Annotated in this window: 20 protein-coding genes; 9 read left to right on the top strand and 11 right to left on the bottom strand. The window is 71.9% G+C overall.

Annotation, left to right across the window (positions count from 1 at the left end; genetic code table 11):
- Positions 1-98: 98 nt before the first annotated feature.
- Positions 99-1,004 carry a 4-hydroxy-tetrahydrodipicolinate synthase gene (gene dapA / locus TNCT6_RS24185; protein ID WP_141362072.1) on the bottom strand — a complete coding sequence of 302 codons (906 nt, stop codon included), beginning with the start codon at positions 1,002-1,004 and terminating at the stop codon, positions 99-101.
- Between the two features lie 155 nt (positions 1,005-1,159).
- Between dapA and TNCT6_RS40015 the strand changes: the two genes are divergently transcribed.
- The 6 genes from TNCT6_RS40015 (at position 1,160) to TNCT6_RS24210 (ending at position 4,705) form a co-directional block, all read left to right on the top strand.
- Entirely contained in the window at positions 1,160-1,315 is a 156-nt protein-coding gene (locus tag TNCT6_RS40015) for a hypothetical protein (RefSeq protein WP_172633003.1), read from the top strand.
- Positions 1,316-1,531: 216 nt separating this feature from the next.
- The gene (locus tag TNCT6_RS24190) at positions 1,532-2,053 is read left to right on the top strand and encodes a hypothetical protein (protein ID WP_373996203.1); all 522 of its coding nucleotides are present in this window, start codon (positions 1,532-1,534) and stop codon (positions 2,051-2,053) included.
- Between the two features lie 128 nt (positions 2,054-2,181).
- Positions 2,182-2,664 carry a phage holin family protein gene (locus tag TNCT6_RS24195; RefSeq protein WP_141362074.1) on the top strand — a complete coding sequence of 161 codons (483 nt, stop codon included), beginning with the start codon at positions 2,182-2,184 and terminating at the stop codon, positions 2,662-2,664.
- The gene (locus tag TNCT6_RS24200; RefSeq protein ID WP_141362076.1) at positions 2,661-3,134 is read left to right on the top strand and encodes a DUF3618 domain-containing protein; all 474 of its coding nucleotides are present in this window, start codon (positions 2,661-2,663) and stop codon (positions 3,132-3,134) included. The genes TNCT6_RS24195 and TNCT6_RS24200 overlap by 4 nt, the downstream gene beginning before the upstream one ends.
- Positions 3,135-3,321: 187 nt before the next feature.
- Positions 3,322-3,939: a helix-turn-helix domain-containing protein gene (locus tag TNCT6_RS24205; protein ID WP_141362078.1), complete on the top strand. Its 618-nt coding sequence runs from the start codon at positions 3,322-3,324 to the stop codon at positions 3,937-3,939.
- 40 nt (positions 3,940-3,979) lie between these two features.
- The gene (locus TNCT6_RS24210) at positions 3,980-4,705 is read left to right on the top strand and encodes an SRPBCC domain-containing protein (protein ID WP_141362080.1); all 726 of its coding nucleotides are present in this window, start codon (positions 3,980-3,982) and stop codon (positions 4,703-4,705) included.
- Positions 4,706-4,739: 34 nt separating this feature from the next.
- Here the strand turns inward: TNCT6_RS24210 and TNCT6_RS24215 are convergent, their stop codons facing one another.
- A complete protein-coding gene (locus TNCT6_RS24215) occupies positions 4,740-6,569 on the bottom strand; it encodes an endonuclease/exonuclease/phosphatase family protein (protein WP_141362082.1) in 1,830 nt (609 codons plus the stop codon).
- Positions 6,570-6,883: 314 nt separating this feature from the next.
- On the opposite strand from TNCT6_RS24215, the gene TNCT6_RS24220 reads away from it, so the two are divergent.
- Entirely contained in the window at positions 6,884-8,317 is a 1,434-nt protein-coding gene (locus TNCT6_RS24220; protein ID WP_141362084.1) for a hypothetical protein, read from the top strand.
- A 220-nt stretch (positions 8,318-8,537) separates the two neighbouring features.
- Here the strand turns inward: TNCT6_RS24220 and TNCT6_RS24225 are convergent, their stop codons facing one another.
- The 8 genes from TNCT6_RS24225 to TNCT6_RS24260 all read right to left on the bottom strand — a co-directional run bounded on the left by TNCT6_RS24225 (position 8,538) and on the right by TNCT6_RS24260 (position 16,603).
- Positions 8,538-9,122: a TerD family protein gene (locus TNCT6_RS24225; protein WP_141362086.1), complete on the bottom strand. Its 585-nt coding sequence runs from the start codon at positions 9,120-9,122 to the stop codon at positions 8,538-8,540.
- 47 nt (positions 9,123-9,169) lie between these two features.
- Entirely contained in the window at positions 9,170-10,393 is a 1,224-nt protein-coding gene (locus TNCT6_RS24230; protein ID WP_172633239.1) for a TerD family protein, read from the bottom strand.
- A gap of 102 nt (positions 10,394-10,495) precedes the next feature.
- Positions 10,496-11,485: a zinc-dependent alcohol dehydrogenase family protein gene (locus TNCT6_RS24235; RefSeq protein WP_141362090.1), complete on the bottom strand. Its 990-nt coding sequence runs from the start codon at positions 11,483-11,485 to the stop codon at positions 10,496-10,498.
- Positions 11,482-12,345 carry a carbohydrate ABC transporter permease gene (locus TNCT6_RS24240; protein ID WP_141362092.1) on the bottom strand — a complete coding sequence of 288 codons (864 nt, stop codon included), beginning with the start codon at positions 12,343-12,345 and terminating at the stop codon, positions 11,482-11,484. The genes TNCT6_RS24235 and TNCT6_RS24240 overlap by 4 nt, the downstream gene beginning before the upstream one ends.
- The gene (locus TNCT6_RS24245; RefSeq protein WP_141362094.1) at positions 12,345-13,289 is read right to left on the bottom strand and encodes a carbohydrate ABC transporter permease; all 945 of its coding nucleotides are present in this window, start codon (positions 13,287-13,289) and stop codon (positions 12,345-12,347) included. Before TNCT6_RS24245 ends, TNCT6_RS24240 begins: the two co-directional genes overlap by 1 nt.
- Complete coding sequence (locus TNCT6_RS24250) at positions 13,286-14,647, bottom strand: sugar ABC transporter substrate-binding protein (RefSeq protein WP_141362096.1); 1,362 nt, start codon at positions 14,645-14,647, stop codon at positions 13,286-13,288. The genes TNCT6_RS24245 and TNCT6_RS24250 overlap by 4 nt, the downstream gene beginning before the upstream one ends.
- A gap of 106 nt (positions 14,648-14,753) precedes the next feature.
- Positions 14,754-15,524: a DeoR/GlpR family DNA-binding transcription regulator gene (locus TNCT6_RS24255; protein ID WP_141362098.1), complete on the bottom strand. Its 771-nt coding sequence runs from the start codon at positions 15,522-15,524 to the stop codon at positions 14,754-14,756.
- Between the two features lie 269 nt (positions 15,525-15,793).
- Positions 15,794-16,603 carry an NAD(P)-dependent oxidoreductase gene (locus TNCT6_RS24260; RefSeq protein WP_141362100.1) on the bottom strand — a complete coding sequence of 270 codons (810 nt, stop codon included), beginning with the start codon at positions 16,601-16,603 and terminating at the stop codon, positions 15,794-15,796.
- 256 nt (positions 16,604-16,859) lie between these two features.
- Between TNCT6_RS24260 and TNCT6_RS24265 the strand changes: the two genes are divergently transcribed.
- Positions 16,860-18,059 (top strand): hypothetical protein, encoded by a 1,200-nt coding sequence (locus tag TNCT6_RS24265; RefSeq protein WP_141362102.1) that lies wholly within the window; start codon positions 16,860-16,862, stop codon positions 18,057-18,059.
- Here the strand turns inward: TNCT6_RS24265 and TNCT6_RS24270 are convergent.
- The gene (locus TNCT6_RS24270; protein ID WP_141362104.1) at positions 17,996-19,228 is read right to left on the bottom strand and encodes an MFS transporter; all 1,233 of its coding nucleotides are present in this window, start codon (positions 19,226-19,228) and stop codon (positions 17,996-17,998) included. The two genes, TNCT6_RS24265 and TNCT6_RS24270, sit on opposite strands and share 64 nt — an antisense overlap.
- 674 nt (positions 19,229-19,902) lie before the next feature.
- Here TNCT6_RS24270 and TNCT6_RS24275 point away from each other — a divergent pair.
- Positions 19,903-20,490 carry a TIGR03086 family metal-binding protein gene (locus TNCT6_RS24275; RefSeq protein ID WP_141362106.1) on the top strand — a complete coding sequence of 196 codons (588 nt, stop codon included), beginning with the start codon at positions 19,903-19,905 and terminating at the stop codon, positions 20,488-20,490.
- Positions 20,491-20,872 lie beyond the last annotated feature (382 nt).

Below are 20,872 nucleotides of genomic sequence, written 5' to 3' on the forward strand. Positions count from 1 at the left end.
GCCCCGAGACGGCCCACGGGGCCGGTTGGCCCCTGACCCGCATCTCGTTCAGAACAGCCACAACTGACGTCACGTCATGGCGTGCGCGTGCGCGGGGATCACGCCGCCCGCAGCCGTTCGTACGCCGACCGCAGTCCGTCGGCCGTCTCGCGGCCGGCGGGGCGCAGGGGGGCGCGGACCGGGCCCGCGGGCCGGCCCAGGTCGTTCAGCAGTGCCTTGACGGTGACCGTGCCGGGCAGGCCGGCGGCCATCGTCGACTCGATCAGTTCGGTGGCCTGTTGCTGGAGCAGGGCGGCGCGGGCGGTGTCGCCCGCGTCGAACGCGTCGAGGATCGAGCGCAGTTGGCGAGGAACGAGGTTCGCGACCGTGCTGATGTATCCGCTGCCGCCCACCGCGTACAGCGCGAGGATGTGCTCCTCGCAGCCCGCGTAGTACGCCAACTCCGTGCGGGACAGCACCTTCTGGGTGCCGAGGAAGTCGTAGGAGCAGTCCTTGACCGCCACGATCCGGGGGTGTGCGGCCAGCCGCAGCATGGTGTCCGGCTCGATGCGCGTGCCGGTGCGGCCGGGGATGTCGTAGAGCACCACCGGCAGCCCGGAGGCGTCCGCCACCGTGCGGAAGTGCTCCTCCACGGCGTCCTGCGGCGGCCTGCTGTAGTACGGCGTCACCACCAGCACCCCGTCCGCGCCCGCCTTCTCGGCCGCCAGCGTCAGCTCGACGGTGTGCCGGGTGTCGGCGGTGCCCACGCCCGCCACGATCGAGGCACGCTCCCCGACCGCCTCGCGCACGGCCCGGACCAGCGCCGACTTCTCGGCGTCCGTCGTGGTCGGCGACTCGCCGGTCGTACCGCTGAGCACGAGACCGTCGCAGCCCTCGGTCACCAGCAGGTCGGCGAGCCGCTGGGCGCCGTCGAGGTCGAGCGCGCCGGAGTCGGTGAAGGGCGTGATCATGGCGCACAGGGCGCGGCCGAAGGGAGGGGCGGGAGTGGCTGTGGTCGTCGTCATGGAAGCAGTGTCGACAAGGGCGACCGTGAAGCTCCACTTAATTCTTCTACTGGATATCCGTAAGCGGGGTTGGAGCGACGGTGCCCCGTGCCGAAGTCGCCCGTGATGCGTCACCATGGGTAGGAAGTCGCCGATGGGCAGGCACGGGAGGCGCCGTGAAGCTCGGCAAGGCGCTGGCCACCGGCGTCGCGGAGGAGCGGTCGCCGGTCCGCGAGGAGGAGGAGGGGCTCCCCGAGGCGGTCCAGGAGATCCAGCAGCCCCAGGAACCGCGGGCCGCCGCCACGCTCGAAGAGGCTCCGGCCGCGCGATGAGGCTGCGGCTGCCCGCGGAACGCCCCACGGAGCCGCCGACCGGATACAAGATCGCCCACCCGGTGCTGTCCCACGACGGCACCCGGGTCCGCGTCACCGGTGGGTCGCTCGGCGGCGCGCTCCCGTACGGCGTCGTCGCGGACGCGGCCTGCGGCCAGCGTCCACGGCCGCCGGCACCGGCCACCGGCCCGTCTGAGCGACCGCGGGTTCCGCTGCGTGCACGAGAGCCCCGCCGCCGAAGCCCTGCTGGGCACGACCGAGCACCGCAGCGCCGTACTGCTGGAGGTCTCCGTCCTCGGCGCCTGCACCCGCCACCAGCGCGGTTTCCGCTGTGCCCGCCAGCGGGTGCGCACGGCGGCGGTCGGCCCGTGCGCGTGCGGGGCGCCCGCCTCCGCCCTGGCCGACGCGGGCTGGGGCAGGCCCGGCTGGGCCCGGCCGGCGCGCGCCGACCGCCGTCTGTGCGGGCTGCCTGCGTGGCCGTACGTCCGTGACGCTCGCCGGCTTCGCCCGGCCGGCCGGAGACGGCTGCGGGTCGTCGCGGACGGCGGCGGGCCGGCACGGGTAGCCGCGGCGGTGGCCGCGTCCGGGGCGCCGGCCGGGTCGCTCGCCGGGTCCGACGGGCTCTGGGTGCCCGAACCCGTCGCGGAGGCCGCCCTGTTGCAGGCGCGCCTCGACTGGTTCCAGGCCCAGCCGGCCCGGCTCGGCGAGCGCGGGCCCGGCGGCCCGGGCCAGGGATAGCCGCAGACGTCCCGGGGTACCCGGATGGTCCGGACCGAGAGGAGGCGGACACCGTGACCGGGACGATCGATGTGAGGCCTGCGCGCGACCAGCGACGCCCAGCGCGAGGCCGCTCGGCAGGCGACCGTATGGTGGACGAACGTTCACCTGCCGAACCTTCGGTGGCTGAACGGTTGCCTGCCGAACTTCCTGTGGAAGAACGTTCACAGGTCGAACCTTCGGTGGGTGAGCATTCGGTGGGCGAACTCGTTCACCGGGCCACTGAACAGCTTTCTCAGCTCGTACGGCAGGAACTGACCCTGGCCAAGCTGGAGCTGACGGAGAAGGGGCGCCGCATGGGGCGCGGCGGCGAACTGCTCGGCGCGGCGGGTGCCATCGGCTATGTCGGGCTGATCGCGCTCGCCGGCGCGGCCACCGCCGCCCTCTCGCTGGTGCTGCCCGTGTGGGCAGCGGCGCTGATCGTGACGGGCGTGCTGTTCGCGATCGCGGGCGTGCTGGCCCTGGTCGGCCGCTCTCAGCTGCGCCGCGCCGCACGGCCCGTACCGGAGGAGATGCTCGGCAGCGTCAAGGCCGACGTTGAGGTGATCAAGGAAAGGGCGCGCCACCGATGACGGACAGGACACAGGGCGACGGCGGCGGCTTCACCCCGCCCGCCGGCGCGAAGGGCCCCGATGAGCTGAGGCATCAGATTGAACAGACCAGGAGTCAACTAGGCGACACAGTTCAGGAATTGGCCGCCAAGGCGGATGTGAAGGGCCGCGCAAGGGCCCGCGCGGCCGACCTGAAGGACAAGGCCGGCGCCATGACGGTCCAGCTGCGCAGCTCCGCCGCGCAGGCCGGGCATGCCGTCCAGGAGAGGGCGACTCACGCCGGCCACCAGGCCCAGGAGAAGGCGAGCCGGGCCGGGCACACGCTCCAGGAGCGGACCCCGGTGAGCAACGCGGTCGAGGTGTACCGCCGCAATCCGCGCCCACTGATGATCTCGCTCGCGGCAGGGGCGGCCCTGGTGGCGGCCGGACTGCTGATCCGGCGCGGCAGGCGCGCGCGGCAGGCGCGGCGCTGGTGGCAGCCGGACCGCTGATCCGGCGCGGCCGCCGTCGTCGAGGTCGTCCGCTCAGGAACCGCGCACCGGGACCACCGGCTTCCTGAAGGCCGCCCCCACCCGAGAGGTGGGGGCGGCCTTCCCATGTGCCGGCGGTCGGCATGCCGGCCCGCCGAAAAATAGAACCGTCTGGACAAAAAAAGTTTTCGGTGGGAGGGTGGGTCCCATGCTGGACGTCACCGTGATCGAGGACCCCGAGGCCGCAGCCGTCTCCCTGGACCCCATAAGGGCCAGGCTGCTCGCCGAGCTGGCGGCAGGCCCCGCTTCGGCCGCCATGCTGGCCGGTACGGTCGGCCTGCCCCGGCAGAAGGTGAACTACCACCTCAAGGCGCTGGAGCGGCACGGACTGGTCGAGCTGGCCGGCGAGCGCCGCAAGGGCAACGTCACCGAGCGGCTGATGCGCGCCACCGCCGCGTCGTACGTCATCTCCCCACTGGCCCTGGCCTCCGTGCAGCCCGACCCGGACCGCTTCCGCGACCAGCTCTCCGCGCGCTGGCTGCTCGCCCTCGGCGCCCGGCTGGTGCGCGACGTCGGCTCGCTGATCACCGGCGCGGCCAAGGCCCGCAAGCGGCTGGCGACCTACGCGCTGGACGGCGAGGTCCGCTTCGCCTCGGCCGCCGACCGGGCCGCGTTCGTCGAGGAGCTGACGGCCGGCGTCACCGCCCTGATCCGCAAGTACGACGCCCCGGACGCCGAGGCGGGACGCGGCCACCGGATCGTCGTCGCCTTCCACCCCACGGTGAAGGAGCAGGCCGCGCCCGCCGTGGAACCCGAAGCCCAATAACAGCCCAGTACCCCCGATCGTCATCGAGCAGGAGCCCGTCATGTCCAAGGAATTCGAGATCGTCCGTGAGTTCGAGGTCGACGCCACGCCCCAGGAGGTGTGGGAGGCGATCACGACCGGTACCGGTGGATACCTGTGGCCGATGGAGCCGCCGGAGCCCCGGGTGGGCGGCGCCGGACCGTTCGGGTCCACGGTCACCGCCTGGGACCCGCCGCACCGCTACACCAACCGCAGCGAGGACGTCGGGTTCCCGGTCCAGTCGCTCAACCAGCTCGACCACACCATCGAACCGCGCGACGACGGCCGCCGCGCCTGGGTGCGGTACGTGCACAGCGGCATCTTCACCGACGACTGGGACAACCAGTACGACGGCGCGAACAAGCACACCGACTTCTACCTGCACACCCTGCGCGAGTACCTGACGCACTTCGCGCCGCGCCCGGTGGCCTTCGCGACCCTGGACGGACCGGAGGCGTCCACCGCCCCCGACGCCTTCACGGCCGTGGGCCGGGCCCTCGGGCTCACCGACGACACGGCCACGGGTGCGCGCGTGACCGTGCGGGGGCCCCGGACGTTCGAGGCCGTGCTCGACTACCGCAGCCCGTACTTCATCGGGCTGCGCACCGACGACGCCCTCATCCGCCTCTTCGGCCGCAACCACTGGGGCGCCCCGGTCGGCGTCAGCGTCCACGACTTCGCGCCGGACGCCGACGCCAAGGCCAACGAACTGGCCTGGCGGGAATGGCTGGACGGGGTCTGCGCCTGACGGCCGCCGACCCCGTCCTCAGGACACGCGGGTGTTACGGGTGGAACCGGAGCACCTGCGGGTCGTGGTCGCTGGTCTGGTCGTGGAACTCCGCGTTGACGTGCACGCTGTCGTAGTCGAAGTTGCCGCCGCGCTTGATCGCCGGGCTGATCAGGATCTGGTCCAGGACCTGGAGGTTGCCCTGGTAGTCGTAGGTGTAACGCTCGTTCTTGGGCAGCGACTTGATCGCCGACCACAGCTCGCCGTCACCCTCGAGGATCTTCGCGGTGTCGGAGAACTCGAAGTCGTTCATGTCGCCGAGCACGACGACGTCCGCGTTCTTCTCGACCTTCAGGATGTCCTTGACGAAGGAGTTCACCTCGGCCGCCTGGCGGTGGCGCTGGACCTCCGAGCTGCGCGTCGGCGGCTGGTACTGGGCGGTCAGGGCCTGGTCGCCGCCCTTGGAGGCGAAGTGGTTGGCGATCACCATGACCGTGCGGCCGCGGAAGACGAACTCGCCGGCCAGCGGCTTGCGGCTGTTCTTCCAGGCGTCGCTCGCGGGGTTGATCCGGCCCGGGGAGACCGTCAGGGCCGCCTTGTTGCCGTTCACCTTGGTGACGCCGACCGCGGTGGTCGAGTCGCCGCCCGGGCGGTCGGTGAAGGAGACCCGCTCGGCGTTGAACAGGAACACCTGGCGGATGTTGCCGCCGGGCTCGCCGCCGTCCTGGTCGTTGACCGGGTCGATCGAGCGCCAGTCGTACTTCGGGCCGCCGGCCTTGACGATCGCGTCGATCAGCTTGCCGACGGTCGCGCTCGCGTCGACCGTGCCGTCGTCCACGGCGCCGTTGTTGTCCTGGATCTCCTCCAGGGACACGATGTCGGGCGACTGGAGGTTGTGCACGATCGCGGCGGCGTGCTCGTCGAAGGTGGCGTCGGACGGGTCGAGGTTCTCGACGTTGTAGGTGGCCACCGAGAGCTCGCCCGGCGACTGCTTGGTGGTCGTCTCGCGCTTCAGGCCGCCGCTCTTGAGCGTGCCGAGCTGGTTGGCGACGATCGTGTAGCCGCCGTAGGAGTTGAAGTCCATCGGGCCGGTGGTGGTGCCGGCGAGGGTGTCGCCGACGTTCGCCACGGGGAAGTCGGCGGTGGAGCCCAGCGACTCGATCTGGAGGCGGCCGGTGTTCTGGGAGTCGTAGGAGCCGTAGACCGTGCCGCCGCGGGTGCTGCGGTTCTCGTCCGGCTTCACCGTGACCCACAGCTCGCTGTAGGGGTTGGTGGCGGTGACCACGCGGGCGTCGGCGATCTGGACGTTCATGCCCTCCAGGGACTCGTAGTAGTCCAGGGCGTACTTCGTCGGCTCCAGGGTCAGACCGTTGACCGAGCCCTTCGCGGCGGGGTCGCCGGCCGGGGCGTAGGCGGCGGGCACCGACTTGGCGTCGATCACGACCGGGGCCGGGACCGGGTTGCCCTTGGAGACGACGGTGACCGTCGGCTTGGTGATCTCGGTGACCGACTGATTGCCGGAGGTGGCGCCGCCCGGGACGTACTCGGAGACCGTGCCGGTCACCGTGACGGAGTCGCCGACGGCGACCGTCGGGGTGGAGCTGGTGAAGACGAAGACGCCCTCGCTGGTGGCGGGGTTGTCGTCCGGATTGGCGTCCTGCATCCAGAAGCCCCTGGTGGAGCCGTAGGTGCGCACGGCGGTGACGATGCCGGGGACGGCCGTGACCTGTTGGTTCGCGTAGGGGGATATTCGGGTGGTGCCCTGGATGTCGTGGATGCGCACGGTGTCCGCGTGCGCGGGAGAGGTGAGGACGACGGTGGACGCGGCCGAGCAGACTGCGGCGATGGTCAGCGCGGCGAGACGCGCGGAGGACTTGCTGGGCAAGGCGGATCCTTTCGGGGCAGGACGGAGCGCGGCGACGGGGAGTGCGACGCGATGACGCGGGCCGCGACCGGAGGCACACGAATCCACGCGCGTAGAGCGTGACGGGAACGGCCGCCTCCGCATATCTACGCGCGTCAATCTCCTGTGTGGCCCGGGCGGCTGTCAAGGTTTCGGCCATGTACGGGGTATGGCGGAAAGATGAACTGGATGGGATGGGTCGAAATCCGTCTAGGCTGAGCGGTTGAGTCGTCAGACTTACCGGCCCGTGGGCTTCCCATCCTCCGGGCCCCCGGTCCGCTAGGAGAAACCAGCCGATGTCAGACAGGTCCTCGTTCCCGCCGGTGCGGCTCGCCTCCGAGCCGGAGCTGGCCCGGGACGCGCTCGCCACACCGCTGCTGTCCCGCGCCGCGCGGCTCGCGCGCTGGGCCGGAGACGGGACACGGGTCGACGCCGACGGCGGGCTGGCCGAGGAGCAACTGCCCGCCGCGGCCGCGGTGCTCGGCCTCAGCGGCGACGGCGCGGCGGCCGGGGCGAGCGAGGCCTGGCGGGTCGCCCTGGACACCGGGCTCGTCCGGATCGTCGACGAGGACGAGGACGAGGCCGCCGTCGCGCCCGGCCCGGACCTGGACCTGCTGACCGGCGGCTCGCCGCACGACGTGCTCACGGTCTGGACGAACGCCCTCGAGGGCGTGCTGGCCGACGCGAGCGTGCCCGATCTGGACGCGCTGGTCGAAGCGGTGGGTCAGGGCGGCGCGGTCGACCTCTCCGGACTGGACTGGGACCCCGAGACGGAGGCGGAGTTCCTCGACGGCGTGCTCGCCAACCTCTACCGGCTGACGGCCGGCGCGGACGGGTCCGGCGGCGGTCCGGTGCCGCTGCCCGTGCTCGCCGCCTCCATGATCGTGCCCAGCGACATGGGGGAGCCCACCAACGACATACTGGAGCAGGTCTCCGAGGCGATGATGCGGCTGGACGACCAGTTCCGGCTGCTGGAGCCGGCGGGCCTGGTCGAGTACCGGCCGGTGGACGAGGAGTTGATGGCGGAGGCCGAGAGCGAGCCGTCGACGCCGGTCGAGGAGGTGGACGTCGCCCGCTACGGCATGGTGCGGCTGACCCCGCTCGGACTGCACGGGCTGCGGACCCGGCTGCTGGAGGCCGGCTGCCGGGCGCCGGTGATCGGCGAACTCGCGGACAAGGGTGCCGACGCGCTGCTCGACGGCACCGCAGGGTTTCCCCCGGCGATCACGCACGCGGAGACCGAGCAGTGGCTGGCGAGCCGTGAACCGCTGTCCGCCGCGAGGGAGTTGCTCGCCGCAGCGCGCGGCACGGACGCGGGCGCGCCGCTGCGGCGGCTGCGCTGCCAGCAGGCGCTGTCCCTGGTCGGCGCCGAGGCCGAGCCGGCGCTGCGGGAGGTGCTCGACGATGCCGAACTCGGCGGGCTGGCCCGGGTCTGGCTGACCGAGCGCGGTCTGGCCGACGTGCCGGCGCCGTCCCAGGAGATGATCTTCTGGCTGACCATCGACACGGTGGCCGCCCAACTGGCGGCCGAGGGGGACTCCGAGGAACTGCACGCCCTCGTCGAGGGGCTCGCCGAACAGCACAGCGGCTTCTTCGCGGCGGCCTGGCGGGTGGACCACCCGCAGACGGCGGACGTGCTGGAGGCGATGGGACGGCTGCACCCGGACAAGAAGACCGCCAAGGAAGCACGCAAGGCGGCGTTCAAGGCCCGGTCCGCGCAGGGCGGTTGAGCGGCGGACCCGGGCACGCGGTGTCCCGGGGCGCCGGAGACGGGGAAACGCGGCACGTTCGGCGGCCGTCCGCGCGGCGGAGCGTACGCCCACGCGGCCGCGGATCCCGGCCGGGGCGGCGACCGTCTCCCCCGCGCGGTGCGGGGTCCGCGGTCATGGACCGGCCGCGACCCGTGCCCACCCTGCGGGCCGCGGCCGTCCGGTCATGTGCCGCGTTGCGTCACTTGCTGACGGCGAAGCGCATCAGGGCGTGCTCGTCGCCCTGCTTGATCTTCCCCGTCTCGTTGATCACCTCGAGCTTCCAGGAGCCGCCGACCCGTAGGGCCTTGGCCACGGCGCAGCCGTTGTCCTGGGTGAGCAGGCTCGGCCAGATGTCGGCGACCTGCTGGGAGGTGCCCCCGGTCGCGTCGTACACCTTGAAGCTGATGTTGCGCGCCTTCTGGAAGGAACTGCCCTTCTTGAACGCCGAGGCGATGAACACGATCGAGGTGATGTTCTGCGGTATCCGGGCGAACTCGACCGTCACCGTCTCGTCGTCGCCGTCGCCCCGGCCGGTCTGGTTGTCACCGCTGTGCAGCAACGAGCCGTTGCCCATGGGGTCCAGCGAGTCCAGGCCCGCCAGGCGCACCGGGTCCGCACCCTGCATGGCGACGGCGATCAGGTCGAGGTCGGTGCCCATCTTGCGGCGGAGCACGCCCATCACCCCGCCGGAGGTGCCCCCGGTGGGGTCCCAGGACACGCCGATGGACATGTGGGTCACCCCGTCCAGGTCCGCCGGGCCGTCTTCTTTCGTCAGCGTGATCATGTGTGGTTCATCCTCCGGTGAAATGACTGCGACAGGCGAATTCTGTCCTACAGCGCCTGGGCCGCAGGCTTCACCATGTTCCGTACGGTGCGGGCCTTGACGAAGTCGCCCATGGCCGTCATCTCCCACTCGCCGGTGAACTGCCGGATGAGCTTGGCCATCATCACCCCGGTCTGCGGCTCGGCGTGGGTGAGGTCGAAGCGGACCAGCTCCTCCTCGGTGGTGGCGTCCACCAGGCGGCAGTAGGCCTTGGCGACCTCGGTGAACTTCTGTCCCGAGAAGGAGTTCACGGTGAACACCAGGCCGGTCACCTCCTGGGGCAGACGCCCGAGGTCGACCACGATCACCTCGTCGTCGCCCGCGCCCTCGCCGGTGAGGTTGTCGCCGGAGTGCTTCACCGCGCCGTCCAGGATGGTGAGCTTGCCGAAGTAGCAGCTGTCGACGTGGTTGCGCTGCGGGCCGAAGGCGATGACCGAGGCGTCCAGGTCGATGTCGGCGCCGCGGTACGCCGGTTCCCAGCCGAGGCCCATCTTGACCCGGGCGAGCAGCGGACGGCCGCCCTTGACCAGGGACACGGTCTGGTTCTTCTGGAGGCTGACCCGGCCCTTGTCCAGGTTGACCTTCCCGGCACCGGGAGCGGGGACGGAGGCCTGCGGGGCCGGGGGAGCCGGGGGAACCGGAGGGGCGGCCGGGTACTGCGCGCCGGGCACCGGGGCCGGCGGGGTGAGCGGCTGGGGCGGGACGACCGGCTGCGGCGGGGCCACCGGGGCGGGGGCCGGTTCCTCCACCGTCACGCCGAAGTCGGTGGCGATGCCCGCGAGTCCGTCGGCGTACCCCTGGCCGACGGCCCGCGCCTTCCACTGGCCGTTCCGCAGGTAGATCTCCACGACCACCAGCGCCGTCTCGGTGCCGAGCCGCGGCGGGGTGAACGTGGCCAGCGCCGAGCCGTTGTCCGCGTCGCGGATGGTGGCCGTGGGCTCGATGCCCTGGAAGGTCTGCCCGGCGGCGTCCGGGCTGGCGGTGACCACGATCTTCTCGATGCCCGGCGGCACCGCGGCGGTGTCCACGATGATCGCGTCGGGCGCGCCGCCGCCGCCCGAACGGTAGGTCACGCCCGGCCCGGACGGCTGGTTGTAGAAGATGAAGTCGTCGTCCGAGCGCACCTTGCCGTCGGCGGTGAGCAGCAGGCCCGATACGTCCAGCCGCACCGGAGCGGCGACGTCCACCGTCACGCGCGCGGCGGCCAGAGGGATGTTCGAGCCGGGGGTCATAGCTGTCATGTGGGAGGTAACGACCGAGGGCGCTTTACCGTTCCCTTACCCGGCAGACGGGTGAACCGGTGAAGCGTCCTCGGTGGCCGTGGCCGGTCCTCGCTACGGCACCACCACGATCTTCCGCCCCACCCCGGACGCGAACTGCTCCAGCGCCTCCGGGTACCGCTCCAGCGGGATCCGGTCACTGATGAAGACCTCGGGGTCCAGCACCCCGGCCGCGAACAGCTCCGCGGCCCGCTCGAAGCTGTGCAGCACCGCCATCGAGCCGGTGATGGTGATCTCCTGGTTGTAGATCCGGTACGGATCGATCATCACCCGGGTCGCGTAGTCGGCCACCCCGAACTGGAGGAAGGTTCCCGCCTTCGCCACCCGGTCCAGGCCGTCCTGGATCGCCGCCGCGTTGCCGGTCGCGTCGACCACCACGTCCCAGCCCTGCGGCCGGTCCAGCTCGTCGGCGTTCGCCGCGGACGCCGACACCCCGAGCTGCCGAGCCGTCTCGAGGCGGGCCGGGTTCACGTCGACCACGTCCACACTGGCCGCGCCGGTCCGCTTGGCCAGTTCCAGCATCATCAGGCCCATGGTCCCGGAACCGTAGATCAGCACGTGCGAACCCAGCCGCGAGCGCAGCACGTCGTAGCCGCGGACCGCGCACGACAGCGGCTCGATCAGGGCCGCGTCCTCGGTGCGGATGTGTTCGGGCAGCTTGACGCAGTTGGCGACCGGGGCCACCGCGTACCGGGCGGCGCCGCCCGCGGTGGTCACGCCGATCGCGGCCCACCGCTCGCACAGGTTGTTGTGCCCGTCACGGCAGTAGCGGCACTCGTAGCAGTACAGCGACGGGTCGACCGCCACCCGGTCGCCGACCGACACCTCCGTGACCTGCGTGCCGACCGCGGCCACCTGGCCGGCGAACTCGTGCCCGGGCACGATCGGCAGCTTGGGCGCGAACTCGCCCTGGAGGATGTGCAGATCGGTGCCGCACAGCCCGCAGGCCGCCACCTCGACGACGACCTCGCGCGGCCCCGGCGTCGGGTCGGGGACCTCGGTGACGACGGCGCGGCCCACGGACTCGATGACGGCGGCCTTCATTTCACGGCTCCCAACGACAGGCCCTGGACCAGTTTGTCCTGGGCGGCGAACCCCGCGGTGAGCACCGGCAGGGAGATGACGAGCGACGCCGCGCACACCTTGGCCAGGAACAGGCCCTGGCTGGTGATGAAGGTGGTGAGGAACACGGGGGCGGTCTCGGCGACCACACCCGTGAGGACCCGCGCGAACATCAGCTCGTTCCAGCTGAAGATGAAACAGATCAGGGCGGTCGCCGCGATGCCGGGCAGGGCGATCGGGGCGACCACGCGGCCCAGCACGGTCGGCAGCCGGGCGCCGTCGATCTGGGCGGCCTCGATGATCGCGACCGGGACCTCGGACAGGAAGGACTGCATCATCCAGACCGCGATCGGCAGGTTCATGGCCGTGTAGAGGATGACCAGCGCCCAGATGTTGTCGAGCAGGCCTGTGTTCTTCGCGAACAGGTAGATCGGCAGCAGACCGGCCACCAGGGGCAGCATCTTGGTGGACAGGAAGAAGAACAGGACGTCGGTCCACTTCCTCACCGGCCGGATGGACAGCGCGTACGCGGCGGGCAGCGCGAGGAGGAGGGTCAGCAGGGTGGAGACCAGCGAGGCGGTCATGGAGTTGATCAGCGCGGGCCAGGGACTGGCCCCGCCGGTCAGCCCGAAGAACTGCCGGTAGCCGTCCAACGTCAGCGCGGCGGCCACCGACGGCGGGTTGGTCGCCGCGTCCGCCTCGGAGTGGAAGGACGTCAGTACCATCCAGAGCAGGGGCAGCACGAACACGAGTCCGGCCAGCCAGGCGACGACGCCCAGGGCCGCACCCCGGAACCGGCCGCGCGGTTGGCCGTACCGCGGGGCGGTGGTGGCGGTGGCCATCAGCGGGACACCTCCTCACGGAACAGCGACGACACCACGCGCAGCGCGAAGGTCGCCAGGATGATCGAGCCGATCACGACGATGACGCCGGCCGCGGAGGCGAGGCCGTTCTCGTGCGCCTGGTAGAAGGTCTGGTAGATCGTGTACGGCAGGTTCGCGGTGCCCAGGCCGCCGGAGGTGATGGTGAACACCGCGTCGAAGTTCTGCACGATGTAGATCGAGCCGAGCAGCACGCCGAGTTCGAGGTAGCGGCGCAGATGCGGCAGGGTGATGTGCACGAAGACCTGCCAGTCGCTCGCCCCGTCCATCCTGGCCGCCTCGAGCAGTTGTGAGTCGCGGCTCTGGAGTCCGGCCAGCAGGATCAGCATCATGAACGGGGTCCACTGCCAGATCAGCGCGGCCTCCACCGCCATCAGCGGCATATCGGAGATCCAGTCCGGCTGGACCGCCCCGTCCCCGCCGATGGCGTGCAGGATGCCGTTGAACAGCCCGTACTCCGGGTTGAACAGCAGGTGCTTCCACATCAGCGCGGCGGCGACCGGCACCAGCAGGAACGGCGCGATGAGCATGGTGCGCACGGCGGCCCGGCCGCGGAAGCGGCGGTCGAGGAGCAGCGCAAGCAGCAGGCCGAGCAGCAGGCTGACCAGCACCACGGTGACGGTCAGCAGGATGGTCGTCCACACCGAACTGCGCAGGTCGGGGTCGCTCAGCACCTCGCCGTAGTTGGCGAATCCGGCGAAGTGGCGCCGGTCGGGGTAGAGCGCGTTCCAGTCGAGGAACGAGATCACCAGGGTGGCCACGAAGGGCAGTTGGGTAACGACGATCATGAAGAGCAGCGCCGGCAGCAGGGGCGCCCGGGTGGCCCAGGCGCGCATGCGGTTCGAGCGCCGGGCCGCCGGCCGTCCGGAGACGGCGGCGGCGCGGGCCGGTGAGGTCAGGGTCATGACCCCTCGTACTTCTGGGCGACGGCCTCGGCGAGCTTCTGGGCCTTCTTCAGGGCGCTGTCCACCGACTGGCGTCCGGCGATGGCGGAGCTGATCTCCTGGGAGACCTTGGTGCCCAGGTCGGTGAACTCGGGGATGCCGACGAACTGGATGCCGGGCGCGGGACGGGGCTGCACGCCCGGGTCCTCGGGCTTGGCGTTCGCGATGGCGTCCCGGGTGACGTCCGCGAACGCGGCGGCCTCCTTGCGGTACTGCGGGATGTCGTAGGTCGAGGCGCGCTTGCCGGCCGGGACGTTGGACCAGCCGGCCTTCTCGCCGGCGAGCTTCTCGTAGTCCTTGCTGGAGGCCCAGGAGATGAACTTCCAGGCGTTCTCCGAGTTCTTGGACGCCTTCTGGATGCCCCACGCCCAGGTGTAGAGCCAGCCCGAGCCGTCAGTCTTCTCGACCGGGGCCGGGGCGTAGCCGATCTTGCCCTTGACCGGAGAGCCGTCGGCCTCCAGGGAGCCCGCTCCGGCGGTGGCGTCGTACCACATGGCCGTCTTGCCCTGGGTCATGTTGTTCAGGCACTCCGCGTAGCCGGACTGGGCGGCACCGGCCTCGCCGTGCTTGCGGACCAGGTCGACGTAGAACTGGGTGGCCTCCTTGAACTCCTTGGAGTCCAGGCGTGCAGTCCAGTCCTTGTCGAACCAGGTGCCGCCGAAGGTGTTCACCACCGTGGTCAGCGGTGCCATGACCTCGCCCCAGCCCGGCAGTCCGCGCAGGCAGATGCCCTTCATGCCGGATCCGTCGATCTTGGCGGCCAGGTCGGCGACCTGCTTCCAGGTGGGCTTGTCCGGCATGGTCAGGCCCGCCTTCTCCAGGACGTCCTTGCGGTACATCAGGAAGGAGGACTCGCCGTAGAACGGCTCCCCGTACAGCTTGCCGTCCTCGGCGGTGAGCGCCCGGGTCATCGGGGGGAGGATGTCGGCCTGGTCGAAGGCGGTGTCCTTCTCGACGTAGGCGTCCAGGGGGTGCAGCCACCGGTTCTTGGCGTAGATCGGGATCTCGTAGTTGCTCAGGGTGGCGACGTCGTACTGCCCGGCCTGGTTGGCGAAGTCCTGGCTGATCTTGTCGCGGACGTCGTTCTCCGGCAGGACGGTGAAGTTCACCTTGATGCCGGTGTCCTTGGTGAAGTGGGCGGCGGTCAGCTTCTGCAGCTCCACCATCTGCGGATTGTTCACCATCAGGACGTTGACGGAGCTGTCGCCGGCGGATCCGGACCCGCCGGCGCCCGAGCAGGCGGCGAGCGGAGCGATCAGCGTCCCTACCGCCGCCACGGCGAAGAGGGTCCGTGGCGAACGTCGGCTCTGGGTTCGCATGGGTACTCCAGGAGATGTTGACACTAATGGGGACTTGAGGGTGACGAGAGCGCCTCGCGGGGCGGGTGGAGGGTGAGATTCAGCGGGGTGCCGGGCGACTCTGCGGTCAGACCCGGATGACCTGCGGCCCGAGCAGGGAGTAGCGGTGTGCCTCGGTCGCCGGGAGCAGGGTGCTCGTCACGATCGCCTCCAACGCGCCGACTTCGGCGAACCGGCAGAAGCTGACCGCCCCGAACTTGGTGTGGACGCCCGCGAGCACCACCCGGCGCGCGGCCCTGACCGCCTGCGCCTTCACCTCGCTGACCGCCGGGTCGGGCGTGGTCAGACCGTGCTCGCGGGAGATGCCGTTGGCGCCGATGAACGCCAGGTCGATGACGAAACCGGACAGCATCCTCGTCGTCCAGTGGTCCACGGTGGCGAGGGTGCCGGAGCGGACCCGGCCGCCGAGCAGCAGCACGGAGATGGTGCCGGTCTCGGCGAGCGCGCCCGCGACCGGCAGGGAGGCGGTGACCACGGTCAGCGGCCGGTCCCGGGGCAGGGCCTCGGCGATGAGCTGCGGGGTGAAGCCCTCGTCGACGAAGACCGTTTCGGCGTCCCCGAGCAGTTCGGCGGCGGCGGTCGCCACCCTGCGCTTCTCGGGTACGTGGCTGGTGGCGCGGAAGGCCAGAGTGGTCTCGAAGCCGGCGCTCTCCACGGGGTAGGCGCCTCCGTGGGTGCGGCGCACCAGACCGTGGTCCTCCAGGGAGCGCAGGTCCCGTCGTACGGTCTCCTTGGCCACGCCCAGGTCGGCGGCGAGCGCGGTGACGTCGACCGATCCGGTGGCACGCGCCAACCGCACGATTTCGCGCTGGCGTTCCTCGGCCGTCCCGTGGCTCATGGGTCGACCACCCGCTTCCTGGTTTCGATGCCCGTTCGGGCCCGGTGCGGCCCTTGCCGGATGTTCTACAGCGGGTGCGCGGTTCTGACCAGGCTTGTTTTGGGCTCGCTCCTGTCCGTTTACGCCCGTTCGGCTCGGGTGGTGCCCGCCTCGGACCTGCAGGGGGGTGTTCCGGGGCGTGGGAACGGGCGGCATCGATGCCCGAATACGAGGGCGGGCGGGCCCGTTCGGTGCCCGCCCGCCCTCGGCTGCGTCGATTTTGCGCCGGGTCAGTACGGCCAGATGGGCGGGTCCGTCACGAAGGGGCCGCCGATGTACACATGGGCCTTGTTGTCCGGGTCGAGCTCACCCTGCTCGGCGATCAGCTTCCCGGCGTACTGCTCCGAGTCGTCCCGCGGTTCGTAGCCGAGCGCCCGCGCGCTGGTCAGATCCAGCCACAGGCGGGTGTTGGCGGAGGCGCCGTGGACGACGGTGTGACCCACGTTCTCGGCGGTCAGGGCCGCGTGGAAGAGGCGGGCGCCGTCGGCGGGGCTCATCCACATGGAGAGCATCCGCACGCTGGTCGGCTCGGGGAAGCAGGAGCCGATGCGTACCGAGACGGTCTCCAGGCCGTGCTTGTCCCAGTAGAGCTGGGCGAGGTCCTCGCCGAAGGCCTTGGACAGGCCGTAGAAGGTGTCCGGACGGTGCGGGGTCTCGATCGGCAGGAGCGGCTCGCCGGGGCCGGGTCGCGGGGTGTGGCCCACCGCATGGTTGGACGAGGCGAAGACGATCCGCCGCACGCCCTCCTCGCGGGCCGCCTCGTACAGGTGGTAGGTGCCCTCGATGTTGGCCTCGAGGACCTTCTCGAAGGAGGCTTCCAGGGAGATGCCCGCGAGATGGATGATCGCGTCGACGCCCCTGACGGCCTCGCGCAGGGCGTCCCGGTCGGAGAGGTCCGCGACGATCGCGTCCGGCTCGCCCTCGATCGGACGCATGTCCAGCAGGCGCAGTTCGTAGCCGTACTCGGGCAGCAGGCCCCGCATCAGGGTGCCGAGCCCGCCGGCGGCGCCGGTGAGCAGAACGGTGCGGGGAGCGGGCATCCTCGGTCTCCTTGAAAGGGGCGTTCCTGTGCATGGATACGATTCACATGGATGGACACGCTATGAACAGTGTCCGTACCCCGTCAAGTGTGTCGTGAACTCGCGAAATCCGCTCCTGTGTTGCCGGTTTGCGCGCTTGACCTGCCCGAATGAGGGCTCCTAACGTGATCGCGTTCATGAACGTGGACATTGCTCAGAAACATGCACTCGCCCGGCTGATCGAGCGCGACAGCGTGCTGCTCGACGAGGAGGAAGCGTGAAGACCTCGGCCTTCGTCTACCCCTGGGACGTCAACGGCGACCCCGACGCGCCCGGGCGTCTGGCCGCCCTCGGAGTGGAACAGGTGACGCTCGCCGCCGCCTACCACTCCACGCGCGCGCTGACCCCCCGCCACCCGCGCCACCGCGTGGTCACCGCCGAGCACGCCGCCGTGCTGTACCCGGCGGACGACCGCTGGGCGGGCCGGACGCTGCACCCGTACCCGGCCGGCGACTGGGCACCCGGCGACGCGTACGGCGAGGCCGCGACGGCCCTGGCCGAGACCGGTCTCGAGGTGCACACCTGGGTCGTCCTCGCGCACAACTCCCGCCTGGGCGCCGAGCATCCGGACACCTCCGTCGTCAACGCCTACCGCGACCGCTACCCGTGGGCGCCGTGCATCGCCCAGCCCGCCACGCGCGCGTACCTGACCGAGCTGGCCGCCGAGGCGGCCGTCCGCCCCGGGGCGCGCGGCACCGAACTGGAGTCCCTCGGCTGGTACGGGCTCGCCCATCTGCACGCCCACGACAAGACCGCCGGGGTGGCTCTCGGGGAGGCCGGGCAGTACCTGATGTCCTTGTGCTTCTGCCCCGCCTGCCGCACCGGGTATGGCGAACAGGGCCTGGACCCCGACGAGTTGGCGCACGCCGTACGCTCCGCCCTGGAACCGGTGTGGCGGGGGGCGCCCTCCGGTGGGGGTGCCGCCCGGCCGAGCGGAGGCGGGACTGCGGGAGGCTGGGCCGGTGTGGTGGAACTGCTCGGCGAGAGCAGGGCGGGCGCCACCCGCGCATGGCGCGACCGGACCGCGCGCACCCTCCAGGAGGCGGCGGTCGCGGCGGTCCGCGCGGCGGCCCCCGACGGCTTCCAGGTCCTTGTGCACGCCGATCCGGTGTCCCACCACTGCGGCGCCAACGCCGGTGTCGACCCCGCCCACATCCTGTCCGTGGCGGACGGCGTGGTGGTGCCCTGCACGGGCGGTGCCGGCCTGCTGACCCCGTTCGCCGAACAGGGCCGTCCGGGCGCCGTCCTGGCCGCCAACTTCACGATCGTCTCCGGCATGGGCGGCAGCCCGGGCACCCTCGCCGAGGACGCGGGCCGCGCGAGGGACCTCGGGGCGAGCGAACTCCGCCTGTATCACGCGGGGTTGGCCTCGGACGGCGACCTGGCGGCGGTGCGGTCGGCGTTGCGGGGCCTGTGAAGCAGCATCAGTGACGTGGCCGACAGTCCGAGGGCCAGGAAGGCCAGGAGCGCCGGGAGGGAGACGGCGCCGACCAGGGCGGCACCCGCGGCCAGGCAGACGACGTTGGGGGCGAAGAGCAGCGTGTTCGCGGTGGCGGCCGTCCGGCCGAGCAGTCCCGCCGGGGTCTCCCGCTGCACGGCGGTGAACGCGGCGATCAGTACGCACGGCAGTCCGGCGCCGCTCACCACGCTGCTGACCAGGGCCACGGGGTCGGACGGGATCGCGCGCAGGGCCACGCCGACCGCGGTGAGGGCGATGCCGAAGGCCGCGAAGCGGCGGCTGCCCAGGCGGCGCAGGGCGGTGCCCGAGGCGAGACCGATCGCCACCGAACCGGCGCCCTGGACGGCGTACAGCACCCCGGCGTACGCGGGCGCGTGGCCGAGGCGGTCGACGACGGCGTAGATCAGCGCGCCGGTCACGCCGGTGAACAGCATCGTGGCGCCGCCGGCCAGCACCAGGGGCCGCAGCCGCGGGTGGGACCACAGATGGCGGGCGCCCTCGGCGGCCTGCGCACGCCAGGAGCCCTCGGGCCGGCGGGGCTCGTCCTCGCTGACCCGCAGCATCGCGTACAGACCGGCGGCGAGCAGGAACGTGACCGCGTCGAGCAGGGCCACGCAGCGGCCGCCGTACGCCGCGTACAGGCCCGCGCCCGCCAGCGGGGCCAGCAGCTTCATGCCCTCGTTGGCGGTCATCCGCAGCCCGTTGAAGTCGCCGAGCAGCTTCGGGCCGATGGCGGTGGCGACGAGCGCCGACTGCGCCGCGTCCTCCACGACGCCCGTGGCACCGTAGACGAACAGCACCCCGTACAGCACCCAGACGCGGCCGGGGGAGTCGACGGTGAGGAGGGCGAGCAGGAGCACCGCCAGCAGCAGGTTGGCGGCGATCAGCAGGGGGCCGCGGCGGACGCGGTCGGCGAGCGTGCCGAGCGCCGGACCGGCCAGGGTCGGCACCCACATCGCCAGCAGGCACAGCGCGGCCAGCCCGTTCGAGCCGGTGAGGTCCTTCACCCACACACCCGAGGCCAGCCACAGCGCCGACGTGCCGAAACCGGACACCACCACAGCGGCCAGACACACCCCCGCCGCACGGTCCCGCAGCACCCGAACCAGGGTCCATTCAGTCGTCATACCGCCCGATCGTCGCCCTAAGGCCCCACCCCACGGATCCGTCAGATGCCGTAGAGCCCGAGCCTGCCCGACCGGCGATCCGCCGGTGGCCGTCGGTCATGTCACGGGGGCGTGGGCGGGTGCCGGAGGCCCGCCGGCGGGGGAGTTCGTCCGTGGCGGGTGGCCCGGGTCGGTGGGGGCGGGGGCCGGGGCCTGAGCGCGGGTGTCGAGTTCGGGTCGGGCGGGATCGCGGCGGTCGTGCTGCGGGGGCGTGGCCGGGTGCCGGCGGTCCCGTTCCGAGACGGTTCGCGGCGCGCGGTCCGGGTCGGTGGGGAAGCGGGGTGTCCGAGCGTGCGCCTCGGCCGCCGGGGTGCGGTGTTGCGTGGGTGTTGAGCTCCGGTCGGGCGGGTTGTGCCAGGAGTCGTCGGTCATGCGGCTCAGGCGTGGTCGCGCACGGCCGGCCGACGGGGGAGTTCGTCCGTGGCGGGTGGCTCGGGTCGGTCGGGGGCGGGGGCTGAGCGTGGGTGTCGAGTGCTGGCTGGGCCGGAGGCCGTCGGGAGCTGTGGGGCGGGCGGTCCGCGCCGATGGGGGAGATGGGTCGGCCCCGGCCGACGGGGTGCCGTGTCGTGTGAGCGATGAGTTTTGGAGGTCGCGGCGGTCCACCTTCCGTACGTGAGATCAAGAGTGGAGGAGTGATGACCGATACGATCCTCGATCTCGGTCCGCAGGCCCGTCTCGTGGCGCGGCTGGCCGAGGGTGTGCATGAGGAGCAGCTCGGCGCGGTGACACCGTGCCCGGACTACGCGGTGCGCAACCTGCTGGGGCACCTGATCGGCCTGGCGGTGGCCTTCCGGGACGCCGGCCGCAAGGCGCTGGGTGCCACGACCGACACCAGCCCGGACGCCGCCGCACCCGACGTCGGCCCCGACTGGCGCGAGGAGTTGCCCAAGGCCCTCGACGAGCTGGCCGAGGTCTGGCGCGACCCGGCCGCCTGGACCGGCATGACCCGCGCGGGCGGTGTGGACCTGCCGGGCCGGGTCGCCGGGGCGGTGGCCGCCGACGAGCTGGTGATCCACGGCTGGGACCTGGCCCGGGCCACCGGCCAGGACTACGAGCCCGATCCCGCCGCACTGCGGGCGTCGTACGGCTTCCTGCGCGCGGCGGCCGACGACCCGAACCGGGGCAACGGCCCGTTCGGACCCGTCGTCCCCGTTCCCGAGGACGCTCCGCTGCCCGACCGGGTCGTGGGCCTGAGCGGCCGCGATCCCGGCTGGAAGCCCTGAGCGGCCGGGGGCCGGCAGGAACCGGCCCGAACACGAGCCGGTCTCCCCGGAGTTGCGGCGGCATACGCTTTCGGGCGCCGTGATCCCGGCCCCCACGCCCCGCGACCGCACCCAGCGGCCGCGGGGCTTCTTCATGTCGCCCGGCGCCCGATCGCCGCGCGAGACAGCCCTGTCACGTGCGTCGTCACCCACTGCCCGGAGGCAGGACCACGGACTGCGCGCACGGTCCTCAGCGGTCCGCGGTCGACCGCCGGCCGTCGACGCCCCCACCGAACCTCATCGCGAAGGCGAACGCCCGACGCGCCTCACCACCCCCCACCCGCCGCCGAATTCGCCCGCACCGCACCTGTCGTTCCCCGGCGCGAAATTCCTGTGCCGGAGG

It is taken from the genome of Streptomyces sp. 6-11-2, from assembly GCF_006540305.1.
Lineage (GTDB): Bacteria > Actinomycetota > Actinomycetes > Streptomycetales > Streptomycetaceae > Streptomyces.

Excerpts from the sequence above, each read along its gene's own strand:
- dapA (WP_141362072.1), bottom strand. The coding sequence starts at position 1,004 with ATGACGACGACCACAGCCACTCCCGCCCCTCCCTTCGGCCGCGCCCTG.
- TNCT6_RS24195 (WP_141362074.1), top strand. The coding sequence starts at position 2,182 with ATGGTGGACGAACGTTCACCTGCCGAACCTTCGGTGGCTGAACGGTTG.
- TNCT6_RS24200 (WP_141362076.1), top strand. The coding sequence starts at position 2,661 with ATGACGGACAGGACACAGGGCGACGGCGGCGGCTTCACCCCGCCCGCC.
- TNCT6_RS24205 (WP_141362078.1), top strand. The coding sequence starts at position 3,322 with ATGCTGGACGTCACCGTGATCGAGGACCCCGAGGCCGCAGCCGTCTCC.
- TNCT6_RS24210 (WP_141362080.1), top strand. The coding sequence starts at position 3,980 with ATGTCCAAGGAATTCGAGATCGTCCGTGAGTTCGAGGTCGACGCCACG.
- TNCT6_RS24220 (WP_141362084.1), top strand. The coding sequence starts at position 6,884 with ATGTCAGACAGGTCCTCGTTCCCGCCGGTGCGGCTCGCCTCCGAGCCG.
- TNCT6_RS24225 (WP_141362086.1), bottom strand. The coding sequence starts at position 9,122 with ATGATCACGCTGACGAAAGAAGACGGCCCGGCGGACCTGGACGGGGTG.
- TNCT6_RS24230 (WP_172633239.1), bottom strand. The coding sequence starts at position 10,393 with ATGACCCCCGGCTCGAACATCCCTCTGGCCGCCGCGCGCGTGACGGTG.
- TNCT6_RS24235 (WP_141362090.1), bottom strand. The coding sequence starts at position 11,485 with ATGAAGGCCGCCGTCATCGAGTCCGTGGGCCGCGCCGTCGTCACCGAG.
- TNCT6_RS24240 (WP_141362092.1), bottom strand. The coding sequence starts at position 12,345 with ATGGCCACCGCCACCACCGCCCCGCGGTACGGCCAACCGCGCGGCCGG.
- TNCT6_RS24245 (WP_141362094.1), bottom strand. The coding sequence starts at position 13,289 with ATGACCCTGACCTCACCGGCCCGCGCCGCCGCCGTCTCCGGACGGCCG.
- TNCT6_RS24250 (WP_141362096.1), bottom strand. The coding sequence starts at position 14,647 with ATGCGAACCCAGAGCCGACGTTCGCCACGGACCCTCTTCGCCGTGGCG.
- TNCT6_RS24255 (WP_141362098.1), bottom strand. The coding sequence starts at position 15,524 with ATGAGCCACGGGACGGCCGAGGAACGCCAGCGCGAAATCGTGCGGTTG.
- TNCT6_RS24260 (WP_141362100.1), bottom strand. The coding sequence starts at position 16,603 with ATGCCCGCTCCCCGCACCGTTCTGCTCACCGGCGCCGCCGGCGGGCTC.
- TNCT6_RS24270 (WP_141362104.1), bottom strand. The coding sequence starts at position 19,228 with ATGACGACTGAATGGACCCTGGTTCGGGTGCTGCGGGACCGTGCGGCG.
- TNCT6_RS24275 (WP_141362106.1), top strand. The coding sequence starts at position 19,903 with ATGACCGATACGATCCTCGATCTCGGTCCGCAGGCCCGTCTCGTGGCG.